This is a genomic window from Streptomyces sp. NBC_00057, assembly GCF_045041165.1.
Taxonomy (GTDB): domain Bacteria; phylum Actinomycetota; class Actinomycetes; order Streptomycetales; family Streptomycetaceae; genus Streptomyces.
On sequence record NZ_CP108256.1, the window covers coordinates 8,254,274 to 8,266,999 of the forward strand.

11 protein-coding genes and 5 pseudogenes are annotated in these 12,726 nt (G+C 71.5%); 10 read left to right on the forward strand and 6 right to left on the reverse strand.

From position 1 onward, the window contains the following. The first annotated feature begins 175 nt into the window (after nucleotides 1-175). The gene (locus OG953_RS38780; protein ID WP_405690344.1) at nucleotides 176-1,435 is read left to right on the forward strand and encodes a D-arabinono-1,4-lactone oxidase; all 1,260 of its coding nucleotides are present in this window, start codon (nucleotides 176-178) and stop codon (nucleotides 1,433-1,435) included. 43 nt (nucleotides 1,436-1,478) lie between these two features. On the opposite strand, the gene OG953_RS38785 is transcribed toward OG953_RS38780, so the two are convergent. Further along, nucleotides 1,479-1,808, reverse strand: a complete 330-nt coding sequence (locus tag OG953_RS38785; protein WP_405692317.1) for an MASE1 domain-containing protein — start codon at nucleotides 1,806-1,808, stop codon at nucleotides 1,479-1,481. Continuing rightward, nucleotides 1,785-2,362 (reverse strand): annotated as a pseudogene (locus tag OG953_RS38790) (PP2C family protein-serine/threonine phosphatase); the annotation flags it as partial. The gene OG953_RS38785 and the pseudogene OG953_RS38790, both read right to left, overlap by 24 nt. Nucleotides 2,363-2,529: 167 nt before the next feature. Between OG953_RS38790 and OG953_RS38795 the strand changes: the two are divergent. The 8 genes and pseudogenes from OG953_RS38795 (at nucleotide 2,530) to OG953_RS38830 (ending at nucleotide 8,901) form a co-directional block, all read left to right on the forward strand. Next, the gene (locus tag OG953_RS38795; protein WP_405690345.1) at nucleotides 2,530-2,829 is read left to right on the forward strand and encodes a DUF1876 domain-containing protein; all 300 of its coding nucleotides are present in this window, start codon (nucleotides 2,530-2,532) and stop codon (nucleotides 2,827-2,829) included. Between the two features lie 16 nt (nucleotides 2,830-2,845). Continuing rightward, nucleotides 2,846-3,412, forward strand: coding sequence for a (2Fe-2S)-binding protein (locus OG953_RS38800; protein WP_405690347.1), 567 nt, complete (start codon nucleotides 2,846-2,848; stop codon nucleotides 3,410-3,412). Next, nucleotides 3,409-4,195: pseudogene (locus OG953_RS38805) on the forward strand (xanthine dehydrogenase family protein molybdopterin-binding subunit); the annotation flags it as partial. The gene OG953_RS38800 and the pseudogene OG953_RS38805, both read left to right, overlap by 4 nt. Nucleotides 4,196-4,211: 16 nt before the next feature. Then, nucleotides 4,212-5,066: pseudogene (locus OG953_RS38810) on the forward strand (FAD binding domain-containing protein); the annotation flags it as partial. Between the two features lie 513 nt (nucleotides 5,067-5,579). Further along, nucleotides 5,580-6,374 (forward strand): annotated as a pseudogene (locus tag OG953_RS38815) (vWA domain-containing protein); the annotation flags it as partial. Beyond that, a complete protein-coding gene (locus OG953_RS38820) occupies nucleotides 6,367-7,479 on the forward strand; it encodes an XdhC family protein (RefSeq protein WP_405690348.1) in 1,113 nt (370 codons plus the stop codon). The pseudogene OG953_RS38815 and the gene OG953_RS38820, both read left to right, overlap by 8 nt. A gap of 51 nt (nucleotides 7,480-7,530) precedes the next feature. Beyond that, nucleotides 7,531-8,241, forward strand: a complete 711-nt coding sequence (locus tag OG953_RS38825; RefSeq protein ID WP_405690350.1) for an SRPBCC family protein — start codon at nucleotides 7,531-7,533, stop codon at nucleotides 8,239-8,241. Between the two features lie 51 nt (nucleotides 8,242-8,292). Next, complete coding sequence (locus tag OG953_RS38830) at nucleotides 8,293-8,901, forward strand: DUF6629 family protein (protein WP_405690352.1); 609 nt, start codon at nucleotides 8,293-8,295, stop codon at nucleotides 8,899-8,901. On the opposite strand, the gene OG953_RS38835 is transcribed toward OG953_RS38830, so the two are convergent. From OG953_RS38835 to OG953_RS38850, 4 genes are all read right to left on the reverse strand, one after another. After that, a complete protein-coding gene (locus OG953_RS38835) occupies nucleotides 8,898-9,155 on the reverse strand; it encodes a helix-turn-helix domain-containing protein (RefSeq protein ID WP_405690354.1) in 258 nt (85 codons plus the stop codon). The two genes, OG953_RS38830 and OG953_RS38835, sit on opposite strands and share 4 nt — an antisense overlap. Then, on the reverse strand, nucleotides 9,073-9,552 hold the full coding sequence (locus tag OG953_RS38840) for a helix-turn-helix domain-containing protein (RefSeq protein WP_405690356.1): 480 nt from the start codon (nucleotides 9,550-9,552) through the stop codon (nucleotides 9,073-9,075). Before OG953_RS38840 ends, OG953_RS38835 begins: the two co-directional genes overlap by 83 nt. A 138-nt stretch (nucleotides 9,553-9,690) precedes the next feature. Next, nucleotides 9,691-11,394, reverse strand: coding sequence for an acyl-CoA dehydrogenase family protein (locus OG953_RS38845; RefSeq protein ID WP_405690358.1), 1,704 nt, complete (start codon nucleotides 11,392-11,394; stop codon nucleotides 9,691-9,693). Between the two features lie 69 nt (nucleotides 11,395-11,463). Then, entirely contained in the window at nucleotides 11,464-11,592 is a 129-nt protein-coding gene (locus OG953_RS38850; protein WP_405690360.1) for a hypothetical protein, read from the reverse strand. A 535-nt stretch (nucleotides 11,593-12,127) separates the two neighbouring features. Here OG953_RS38850 and OG953_RS38855 point away from each other — a divergent pair. Further along, nucleotides 12,128-12,607: pseudogene (locus OG953_RS38855) on the forward strand (lamin tail domain-containing protein); the annotation flags it as partial. Between the last annotated feature and the right edge of the window lie 119 nt (nucleotides 12,608-12,726).

Genomic DNA, 12,726 nt, shown 5'->3' on the forward strand with positions numbered 1-12,726 from the left:
GTTCCGGGCTGGATCTCTTGGTCTGTGGGTGACTGTTCGCATTTGGAAGGTGCCGGAATCGGATGCTGTGCGGATATGTACGTCACCAGTTGTATGGCCTCGCCGACAGGTTTGTCTGGGAGGATGCACCGTCGGGATCACGGCACCCGGCCAGGAGCGAAAGTGGGGACGCGCGGTGACTCCCGCGGAGAAGAACTGGGCCGGAAACATCACGTTCGGGGCGCGGCGGCTGAGTATGCCCCGCTCCGAGGCCGAGCTGCGGGAGACGGTGTCCGCCTCGACCGCGGTACATGCGCTCGGCACCCGGCACTCCTTCAACACCGTCGCCGACACCCGCGGCGATCTGGTGTCGGTGGCCGGGCTGCCCCGCAGGGTCGAGCTCGACCGGGAGGCAGGGGCGGTCACCGTCGCCGCAGGGCTGCGCTTCGGGGAGTTCGCCGACGTGCTGCACGAGAACGGGTACGCCCTGCACAACCTCGGTTCGCTGCCGCATATCTCGGTCGCCGGGGCCTGCGCGACCGGAACCCACGGTTCGGGAGTCGTCAACAGTTCCATTGCGGGGGCCGTCCGGGCGCTGGACATGGTCACGGCGGACGGCCGGAACGTGTCACTGAGGCGTGGCGACGCGGAATTTCCCGGAGCCGTGGTGGCCATGGGCGCGCTGGGCGTGGTGACCGCGCTGACGCTGGACCTGGTGCCCGCCTTCGACGTACAGCAGTGGGTCTACGAGGATCTGCCGGAGTCCCGGCTCACGGGAAGTTTCGACGAGGTGATGTCGGCCGCGTACAGCGTCAGTGTCTTCACCGACTGGCGTGCGGGGCCGCTCAACCAGGTGTGGCTCAAGCAGCGGGTGGATTCCGACGGGCCGCAGCGGGCGCCCGAGGAGTGGCTCGGCGCGCGGCTCGCGGACGGGCCGCGCCATCCGATCGCCGGGATGCCGGCCGAGAACTGCACCCGCCAGCAGGGCGTTGCCGGACCGTGGCACCGGCGCCTTCCGCACTTCCGCCTGGAGTTCACCCCCAGCAACGGGGACGAACTGCAGTCGGAGTACTTCGTGGCCCGGCAGGACGCGCCTGCGGCGTACGAGGCACTGGGCCGGCTCCGGGAGCGGATCGCCCCGCTGCTGCAGATCACCGAGATCCGCACCGTCGCCCGCGACGATCTGTGGCTGAGCCCGGCGTGCGGCAGGGACTCGGTGGCCTTCCACTTCACCTGGGTGCCGGACACGGCCGCCGTCACACCGGTGCTCGGGGCGATCGAGGAGGCCCTGGCACCGTTCGGTGCGCGGCCGCACTGGGGAAAGGTGTTCACCACCACCCCCGGGACACTGCGCACGCTGTACGGGAAATACGCCGATTTTGAGCGGCTGACGGCCCGGTTCGACCCGGAGGGCACGTTCCGAAACGACTTCCTGGCGCGCCACTTCCTGAGGTGAGCGGCCTTCCGCAGCGGTGTCCCGGCCGCCCGGGGGAACGGAGTCAGAGGCTGTCGAGGTCGTCCTCGGACCGGGACGGCCGGGCGGGGGCCGCCAGGACCGACACCAGAAACGCACACGGTGCACTCCCCGCCGGCCGGAATCGCAGAGCCGCCCAGATGAGCAGCGGAAACACCAGGCAGATCATCGCCAGTGAGCTCCTGCCGGCCAGCAGCGAGACCGCTACGGAGACCACCAGCAGCGCGCTCGCCTCGATCCACCGGTCGGTGATCCGCGGCATCCGCACCCTGAGCATCACGAGCAGCAGCGGGGTGACCACGAGCACGCCCATCGCGTCCCCCGACCACCCGCCCGGCTCGATCCCCAGGGGCAGGCCGCCCTCGTCGGAGGTGAAGCCGCACCGCCCGTCGGCGGTGGCCCATATGGCGGCGACATGCCCGGCGCGGGCGCTGTGGAGCTCCCGGGTGACCGGGTCGAGACGGAGATACGTGCAGGTCGCGATGAGGCCGGAGTCCACCGAGAGCAGCAGATCGTTGGTCCGGCCCACGACCTCGCCGGGGTCCGTGGCGGTGGCGGCTGTCGCCCGCATGGCGATGCGGATCTGGCCCATGAAAGCGGCCGCCTCGACGTCATGGCCCTGTACGTCCCCGATGGCGAACGCCAGCGCCCCGTCCGGCAGCACGAATCCGTCGTACCAGTCACCGCCGATGTCCAGCCCGCTGCGGGCCGACGTGTACCGGGCAGCGGCCTGCAGCCCCGGAACGGCGGGCAGCGCCGACGGCGGGATCATCCCGCGCTGCAGCGCCTCGGCCGGCTCCACCCGCGCCTGATGCAGCTCACCTCACGGCGCGTCCGTGAGGTGAGCTGTTGCAGAGTGGTGAGCAGTTCGCCGGGGCTCGCCGAACGAGCAGGACGACGCCGGTTCATGGGCCGCTCCGCACTCGGTGGAAGTGACTCCACGCATCCTATTCCGGCGGTGTGATCCCCGCAGGACGAGCCGGAACGCGCGAACCGGCCCGGCCGGGTGGATCCTGATGACAGGACCGCGTCGTGGGCGGCGGACCGAGGCCGGGCGCGGTCGCAGGAGGTGCGCGATGACTCGCACGCTGGAGTGGCAGGTCCGCGTCGGTCTGTCCGAGGAGGACGGTACGACCAGGGCCGAGGCGGTACTGGACACCGGCTCCGAAAAGCTCATCGGACATGGGGTCGCCCGCTGCAACCCGCAGGACGTGGACGTTCCCGTCATCGGCGACGAACTCGCGGCGAGCCGCGCCATGAAGGACATCGCCGCCCAGTTGATGAAGGCCGCCGACCAGGAACTGGAAACGGTCGGAGCCGGACCCGCGAGCGGACCCGTCGCGCCGCCGTACGCATGGTCCGACACCACGGCCTGAGCCCTGGGGAGGGCATATGACCCGCATCTCGATGACGGTGGACGGCACGAGGTACGAGGACGAGGTCGAGCCCCGCCTGCTGCTGGTCCACTACCTCCGCGACCACCTGGGGCTCACCGGCACGCCCGTCGGCTGCGACACCAGCAACTGCGGGGTGTGCAGCGTCGAACTCGACGGCGACAGTGTCAAGAGCTGCTCCGTACTGGCCGTGCAGGCCGACGGCGGCGAAGTGACGACCGTCCAGGGGCTCGCCCCCGACGGCGGATGGACACCGCTGCAGACCGCCTTCCACGAACAGCACGCGCTGCAGTGCGGCTACTGCGCCCCCGGCATGATCATGGCGGCCAGGGACCTGCTCAAGGAGAACCCCGACCCCACTCCGGAGGAGATCCGTCACGGGCTCGAGGGCAATCTCTGCCGGTGCACCGGCTACCAGAACATCGTGCGTGCCGTCCTGGCGGCGGCCGCCGAGGAGCGCCGCCGCCGCGCCCCCGCACCCCAGCCCTCGGACATCGGCCGGCCGATGCCGCGGACCGGCGCGGCCCCGGCCCCGATCGGCGCCGGGCAGGAGGCCCGGACATGACCGGCCTGATCACCACCGGGCGATCCCGCCCCGAGGTCGGCCGCTCCCGGATGCGCAAGGAGGACGCCCGCCTCGTCACCGGCCGTACCACCTGGACCGACAACATCACCGTGCCGGGCCTGCTGCACCCGGCGATCCTGCGCAGCCCCATGGCCCACGCGTACATCGACCGTGCCGATGTGTCGCCCGCGCTGGAACGTCCGGGTGTGGTCGCCGCCTTCACCGGCCGCGACCTGGCCGGTGAACTCGGCCGCATGCCCTGTGTATGGCCCGTGACGGAGGACATCGTCATGCCCGACCACCCGGCGGTCGCGGTCGACGAGGTCAGGTACGTCGGTGACCCCGTTGCCCTGGTGATCGCCCGCGACCGGTATGCCGCCGCGGACGCTCTGGAAGGTCGACTACACACCCCTGCCGCCCGTCCTCGACCTGGAATCCGCACTGGCCGACGACGCCCCGCTCGTCCACGCCGACAAGGGCACCAACCGCTGCTACACCTGGCCGCTCGCCACGGACGACTACGCAGCGGAGAAGGCCCGCGCCGACGTCGTACTCCACCGTCGTTACACCCAGCAGCGCCTCATCCCCAATGCCATGGACCCCAGAGCCGTCGTCGCCACACCGCCCACGGCCTCCGACGAATACACCCTGTACTCCTCGACCCAGGTCCCGCACGTGGCCCGGGTCATCCTGTCCACGGTCACCGAGATCCCCGAACAGAAACTGCGGGTGATCGCCCCGGACGTCGGCGGCGGCTTCGGCAGGCCGTCACGGACGCACGGGCCGAGGAGGCGACGGCATGATCCCCGCCGCATTCGACTACGCACGGCCGCAGACCCTCGACGAGGCGGTACGAACGCTGCACGACGGCGGCGAAGACGCGAAGGTCCTGGCGGGCGGACAGAGCCTGATCCCCATCCTGCGGCCGCGCCTCGCCTTCCCCGAACTCCTCGTCGACCTCGGGCGGATCCCGGAGCTGCGCGGCGTCCGCGAGGACACCGGCACCGCATCGCTCGTGATCGGAGCCATGACGACCCACCACGACGTCATCCACAATCCGCTGGTGCGCCGCCACGCCGGACTGCTGGCCGCCGCCACCGAGACCGTCGCCGACCCCGCCGTACGGCACCGGGGCACACTCGGCGGTTCGCTCTCCCACGCCGACCCGGCCGGCGACCTCCCGGCGGTGCTGCTCGCCCTCGACGGCGAGATGGTGGCCGCGGGGCCGCAGGGCCGACGCACCATCCCGGCACGCGACTTCTTCGTCGACTACCTGCAGACCGCCCTGACGGAGGACGAGCTGCTGGTGGAGATCCGGGTGCCGAGGACCGACGCCTGGGGTTTCCACTACGAGAAGTTCAGCCGGGTCGCCCAGGGCTGGGCGGTCGTCGGCATCGCGGCGCTCGTACGACGCGACGACGGCCACATCGCCGAGGCCCGCATCGGTTTGACCAACATGGGCACCACGCCACTGCGCGCGAGCGCCACCGAGCAGGCGCTCACCGCCACGGAGGCCGGACCGGCCGCCGTGGCGCGGGCCGCCGAAGCCGCGGCCGAGGGCACTCGCCCGGCTTCCGACCTGTCGGCCTCGCCCGAGTACCGCGAACACCTCGTACGGGTGCTGACCCGGCGTGCGGTGCTGGCAGCGGCCGGGATGGAGTGGAGCCCGGCGAACGGGGTGATCGGAGCGGACGGGCCGGCGGACGGACCGGGCGAGCTGCGCGCCCGCCTGGAGGAAACGGGCTACCTCGTCGTCGAAGGGCTCGCCATCGCCTGCTTCCTGGCGCTCAGGCTGCACCGGCCGCTGTTCTGCGAGGGCGACGCGGGCGTGGGCAGGACCGCACTCGCCCCGGCCCTCGCGAAAGTCCTTCACGCACCCCTGATCCGCCTCCAGTGCTACGAGGGCGTCGACGCCTCCCAGGCCCTGTACGACTGGGACTTCCCGCGCCGGCTGCTTCATCTGCGGGCCGCCGAAGCCGCCGGGGTCACCGAGCCGTACCGGCTGGAGAGCGAGCTGTACGGCAGACGCTTCCTGGTCGCACGCCCGCTGCTGCAGGCCCGCGACCCGATGCGGTCCGTGGGCGTACCGAAACCGCAGCCGCGCGTGGCGGCCGCCGCGTCCGGCGCGTCCGACGGCACCGACGGAACGGGCGACGACCGAACACCGCCCTCGGCGGCCCTGGCAAGCTCCGCCGAGGTCCTGCGCCACCGCGACATGGCCGAGCTGACCCCCGCCGAAAGAGCCCAACTACGGCGACTGCTCGCCGCGTCCGCTCTGAGCGGCGAGCCGCGCCGCACCCCCAGGCTGCGCCCGGCCCGACGCGGCGATGTCGACCCCCGACGCACCGTGCGCGAGCTCCTGCGGCACGGTGGCGAACCCGCCCGGCTGCGCCACCGCACCCCCACCACCAAGCCGCGACGGGTCGTGCTGCTGCTGGACGTCAGCGGCTCCATCGACCCGTATGCGGATGCCCTGCTGCGCTTCGCACACGCGGCGGCACACGGCGCGACGGCTCGTACACCCACCGAAGTGTTCACGATCGGCACCCGGCTGACCCGGGTGACCCGCGAGATGGCCCACCGGGATCCGGACGCGGCACTGGCTGCGGTCGCCGACGCGGTCCCCGACCGCAGCGGCGGCACCCGGCTCGGCGAGATGCTGCGGAGCTTCCTCGACCGCTGGGGGCAGCGCTCCTGCGTACGGGGAGCAGTGGTGGTCGTCCTCTCCGACGGCTGGGAGCGGGGCGACCCCGTATTGCTCGCGGCCCAGATGCGCCGACTGCACCGGCTCGCGCACCGCGTGGTGTGGGCCAACCCCCGCAAGGCACGCCCGGGTTATGCACCGCTCGCGGCGGGCATGGCGGCGGCGCTGCCGCACGTGGACGCCTTCATCGAAGGGCACAGGCTGGCCGCCCTGGAGCGGCTGGCGGCAGTGGTGCGAGGGGCGGCCGCCGATGCGTGAGATCCTTCCGGCGCTCAGCCGCTGGTACACCGCCGGGGAACCGTTCGGGCTCGCCACCGTCGTCGCGGTAAGCCGCAGCGCACCGCGCGGCCCCGGCGCGGCGATGGCCGTGGGTCCGGACGACGAGGTCGTCGGCAGCGTCTCCGGCGGCTGCGTCGAGGGCGCCGTCTTCGAACTGGCCAAGGAGGTCGTGGAAACGGGCCGGGCCCAGCTCCAGACCTTCGGCTACAGCGACGAGGACGCCTTCGCCGTCGGCCTCACCTGCGGCGGCGAGATCACACTTCTCGTACGTCCCGTGACGGCGGTGTACGACACCTCCTTCGGCGAGGTCGCCGCATCGGTCGCCGAGCACCGCCCGGTGGTGGTCGCCACCGTGACCGACGGACCCGCCCCGCGCGGTGCCGCCCTCGCAGTCTGGCCGGACATCGTCTCCGGATCGCTGGGCGCGAGCGGCCTCGATGCCGCCGTCACCGCCGACGCGCGAGGAGAACTCGCCCAAGGCGCAACCGGCTTGCGGCACTACGGCCCCAACGGCGAACGGCGCGAGGACGACGTCACCGTGTTCCTCCAGTCGTTCGCCCCGCCGCCCCGGATGCTGGTCTTCGGCGCCATCGACTTCGCTGCCGCGGTGGCCCGGATCGGTGCGTTCCTCGGCTACCGCGTCACCGTCTGCGACGCCCGCCCCGCCTTCGCCGACCCCCGCCGCTTCCCGGACGGTGCGGAGGTGGTCGTCGACTGGCCGCACCGGTACCTGAGCGACACGGAGATCGACGGGCGGACCGTGATGTGCGTACTCACCCACGACCCGAAGTTCGACGTCCCGCTGCTGGAGGTGGCCCTGCGCACCCCGGCCGCGTACATCGGCGTGATGGGCAGCCGCCGGACCCACGAGGACCGCCTGGCCCGGCTGCGCGAGACCGGTCTCGGCGAAGCGGAACTGGCACGGCTGCGCTCGCCCATCGGCCTCGACCTCGGCGCGCGTACCCCCGAGGAGGTGGCCGTCTCGATCGCGGCGGAGATCGTCGCACTGCGCTGGGGCGGCACCGGCAGCCCGCTCGCGGACACGGTCGGGGCGATCCACCCGCCGCGGCTGAAATCCGCATGACTTCGTGACCCTTGTGATTCGTGACCCCGTGATTCGTGTGAGGAGCAGACCATGCAGCTGCAGAACTCATTCACTGTGCCGGTCCCGGTCGACGATGCCTGGCGGGCGCTCCTCGACATCGAATGCGTCTCGCACTGCATGCCGGGTGCGAGCGTGGAGGAGTTCGACGGCGACACCATCAAGGGATCCGTGAAGGTGCGGGTGGGACCGATCACCGTGACGTACCGGGGCACGGCGACCTTCCTGGAGAAGGACGAGTCGGCCCACCGCGTGGTCCTGTCCGCCCGGGGCAACGAAGTACGGGGCCAGGGCACGGCGAGCGCCACGGTGACCGGCACGCTGACCGATGACGACGGAGGGACGACCGTCGCCGTGACCACCGACCTGACCGTCACCGGGCGGCCGGCCCAGTTCGGCCGCGGGGTCATGGCCGATGTGAGTGACAAACTCATCGGCCGGTTCGCCGACTGCCTGTCGCAAAAGCTGTCGGCCACGGGAGAACCGTCCACGACAGCACCGGCCACTGCTGCCTTTGCGGCGGACGGTACGCAATCCTTCGCGTCCGACAGCACGCCGATGCGCGAGGCCGAGCCGATCGATCTGCTGCGCACAGCAGCCGGTCCGGTGACCAGGCGCGCGGCGGGAGCCATTGCCGTGGTCGCAATCGCGGTACTGGCCGTGATCCTCGCCCGCCGCAGCCGTTGCCGCTGCGGCGGAGTGTGCCGGTCGTGTCACAGCGGGCGCCTGCCGGGAGCGCCGTAGCGTTGCGCACGGAAGAGGCCGAAGCCACAATGCCGGGTCCAGGGGGGAGCCATGTGCTGGAGCGCGACCGCCGATCTCGTCGCGGGCACCTGCATCGCCGCCGTCGGAGTGGCGTGTGTCGCGCAGGTGCGCCGGGTCCGTGACCTGCCGCTGCTCCTCGGGGCCCATCAGATCATCGAGTCCGTGATCTGGCGCTCGGGTGGCGGCACCGGGCCCGCCACCCTTGCCTGGGCCGTCATCGCCCTTCCGCTGCTGCCGTTGTGGGTTCCGCTGGGTGTGCTGTGCGCCGCGCCGCCGCACGCCCGACGCCGGTTGCTGGTGCCGCTCGCGGCCGGAATCGCGACCGCTGTCCCGCTCGCGTACTGCCTGGCGGCCCGTCCCGTGACCGCAGAGATCCGCGGGCACACCCTCGGCTACGTTCTCGACCTCCCCGGCTCCGGGCTGCTCGTCAGCGGGTACCTGCTGGCCACGGTGGGCTCACTGCTCCTGGCCGGGGACCGCCTGCTGCGATGGCTCGGCGTGCTGGTCGCGGTCGGGGCCGCCGTCTGTGCGGCGCTTTGGCGGCTGGAGTTCGTCTCGACCTGGTGCGCCTTCGCGGCGGTGTGCTCGGTGATCCTGCTCGGCTGGACCGGCCGACGCCCCGCGGAGCAGTTCGTCTAGACGGACCGGGGCAGGCCGATCGGGTTCGGGAACGGCAGCAGCTCAGCTTCCAGCACCTGCCGGGTCGGCAGCTCCAGAGCGGCGAGCAGCGCGTCCACCATGCTGTCGGTGAGGGGGCGCAGCAGCCGGGCGGCCAGCCGGTCGGTGGTGTCCTCGATCAGGTCCCGTTCCTCACGACCGCGCGGCGTGAGAGCCGACTCCGCGTCGATCAGTCCGCGGGAGCGCAGCCGTTCCTCGGCAGCCGCCCACTCCATGTCGCTCCAGCCCCGGTCGAGCTGGATGCCCTGCGTCCTCGACCATCGCCGTGAGCGGCGGGGTGAGCTGTTCGGCAAGAGTGCCGATGCCGGGGACCAGCCTGCGCAGCGCCCGCGCGGCAAGCTGTGCGCGGAGGTCCGTGAGTCTTTCGGGGGTGACGATCTGCCACGCGGCGGGCAGCGCCCGGGCCACCATGCCCGGGGCGAAGACGGCAAGGACAGCGGTCGCGGTCTCGGGGAGGACCGGCCCCATGGGGGCGGTACGGGTGGCGAAGTAGCCCATCCAGAAACCCTTGAGGCCCACGGACCGGCCGATGCCCCGGCACTCCGCGTCGAAGTAGATCACTGAGTGGAGGGGCTCGGTGCGCAGCCACAGCGTGCGGGGTCTCGACTCCATGGGAGCCAACCCAACGCCCATGTCGGCGGATCCCGCCGTACGACGACGGGCGGGCGGGGGCTCTCTTCGGCCTCTGCCCGCCCGTTGTTGCCGCACCGGGGGACCGGCGGCGGTGACTGCCTCAGGATGGTGACTGCCTCAGATGGTTCCGCCGAAGTGCCGCTCCGCGATCGCCGCGGCATCGGTGCCGCGCGGCAGGATGCCGTACTGATGGCCATGGGCCTCGCCGAGCCGGGCGGCGACGAATGCTTCGGCCGCCGCCGCGGGAGCGTGACGCAGCATCAGCGAGGACTGCAGAGCCAGCGCCATGCCCTCGACGGTCGCCCGGGCGCGGGTCTGCGCGGCCAGCGGGTCGCGCAGGTCCTCGGCCAGCTCCCGGCGTACCCGACGGATGTGTGCGTCCAGTACGGAACTGGCACCGGCCGTGGTCTCCAGCTCGGCCCAGAAGGCGTCCAGCGACTGCGGGGTCCTGGCGATGCCCCGCAGCACATCGAGCGCGATGACGTTTCCGGAACCCTCCCACACCGCCATCACCGGCTGCTCGCGGTAGCGCCGGGCCAGCGGCCAGTCCTCGGTGTAGCCGTTGCCGCCCAGGCACTCCAGCGCTTCGTAGGCGTGGTGCGGGCCGCGCTTGCAGATCCAGTACTTGGACACCGCGGTGGCCAGCCGCCGGAACATCGCCTCGGACTCGCCGCTGTCGGCCTCGTACGCATGGGCCAGGCGCAGTGAGGTCCAGGTCGCGGCCTCCGTCTCCAGCGCCAGATCGGCGAGGACCGCCGTCATGGCCGGCTGGTCGGCCAGCCGGGCACCGAACGCGCTGCGGTGGCGCGCGTGCCAGATCGCCTCGGACACCGACTGGCGCATGCCGGCGGTGGTGCCGAGCACACAGTCGAGCCGGGTGTGGTTGACCATCTCGATGATGGTGGGGACGCCGCGGCCGGGCTCGCCGACCCGTACCGCCCAGGTACCGTCGAACTCCACCTCGGAGGAGGCGTTCGACTTGTTGCCGAGCTTGTTCTTCAGCCGCTGGATACGGACGGTGTTACGGGTGCCGTCGGCCAGTACCCGCGGTACGAGGAAGCAGGTGAGCCCGGCCTCGGCCTGGGCCAGGACCAGGAAGGCGTCCGACTGCGGGGCCGAGAAGAACCACTTGTGGCCGGTGAGCAGATGGGCCCGGCCCCCGGGGTCGGAGGCCAGCGGGACGGCCCGCGTGGTGTTGGCGCGGACGTCGGAGCCGCCCTGCTTCTCCGTCATCCCCATGCCGAAGGTCAGCCCGGACTTGCTGCCCGGGGCGATCGGCCGCGGGTCGTAGGAACGGCTGAGCAGGCCGGGTAGCCAGTCCCGTCCCACATCCGGATCGCGCTGCAGGACCGGGACCACGGCATGCGACATGGACATCGGGCAGGCGTGGCCGGGCTCGATCTGGGCGAACAGCATGAACGAAGCCGCCCGCGCCACCGCTGCTCCGGGCTTCGGGTCGGCCCAGCCCGCGGTGTGCGTGCCATGACTCACCGCCGCGCCGATGACCTCGTGGTACGCGGGGTGGAAGTCGATCTCGTCGACGCGGTTGCCGTAACGGTCATGGGTGCGCAGGACGGGCGGGGAGGTGTGGGCGAGCTCCGCACTGATCTGGAAGCGCTCGGAACCGACCAGGGTGCCGATGTCGTGCAGCTCCGGCTCGTGCCAGGCCGCGCCGAACGTCCGGACGGCCTGCGCGAGCGGCAGATTGGTGCCGTACTCGTCGAGGCCGATCCGGGGCGGCGCCTGGTTGGTGACCTCATGGGTGGGGCGCGGCGCGGGCGCCTCGGGCCGAACGTCGGTCCGCTGCGGGATGACGGTCATTGCGGTTTCCTGTCCTGGGTCGATGGGCGGGGCGGCGGGAGAGTGGGTGCGGCGGTGTGCGGCTCGCGATCAGGTGCCGTCGGCTACGACGGCTCTGAGGCACAGCGTGGCGATGCCCTCCACGACCGGTCCCGGGTCGGTCCGCTCGCCGACCGGAGACAACGGGCCGAGAAGTGCCTCGCCGACCGCCCCGATCACGGCGGCGGCCGACAGCTGTGCATGTGCCGCAGGCAGCCCACCTGCATCGATACCCGCGGCGATGGCCGGCTCGGCGAGGGCGTGTCAGTGATGTTCTGAACCTCGATTCATATCTTCCTCTGTCACTCAACCACTGTTGTTCTCGCGGTGCAATGGCTCGAAGTAGAACTGTCGTTCTTCTTTCCATAGGCGAGGGAATGGGTGTTCGGTGCCGCATGGACGGTGGTTGTTACGGATTTCCCGGACCGGCCACGCAGGGGCTGTGTCGGTGTGCACCGGGTATTGGATGCCGCCCCTCGCTGCGTCGGTTCGGTGTCGCGCGGATGGGTGCAGCAGGCAGGGGTTGACAGGTACTCGGAGGGTCGGATGCGTGCCGGTTACAGACGCGTGTGACGGAAATGTCCGTACTTCGTAACGCGTATCGGTGCGTCTTTCGTGACTCGGGCAATCGGGCCACAGTGTGCGTTCTCGGCAACAGGCCGAGACCGAACAACGCTCGGACCGCACGGTCCGGGCCTGCATCTGAGGGGTCTTCATGTCCCGTTCCGCACGGCGGTTCACCGCTGCCGTTCTCGCCTCCGGCGCACTGGTGGCCGCCGCCGCACTGCCGGCGATCGCAGACGAACACGACCACGGGATCGGTCGCGACCGCGGTCACGGCCACACCCAGACCGACCCACGTTCGTTCGTGGTCCTGGGCGAGATCCAGTACAACAGCCCCGGGTACGACAACGGCTCCAACCGCAGCCTCAACGGTGAATGGGTCACCGTCACCAACACCGGCCGTCACTCGGTCAACCTCCGCGGCTGGACCCTGAGCGACGAGAGCCGCCGCACCTACCGGTTCGACCTGCGGCTGGCCGGCCGTTCCTCGGTACGTGTGCACACCGGAGTCGGCCGCGACACCAGCCGCGACGTCTACCAGGACCTTCGCAACTACGTATGGGACGCCGGCGACACGGCGACTTTGCGGGACGCGTACGGTCACAGGGTCGACTCGACGTCCTGGGGCCGCGACCGCGACCGTGATGGCCGTGACTGGGACCGTGATGGCCGTGGGCACGACGGCCGTGACCGGGACCGTGATGGCCGTGGGCACGACGGCCGTGACCGGGACCGCGATGGCCGGGGCCA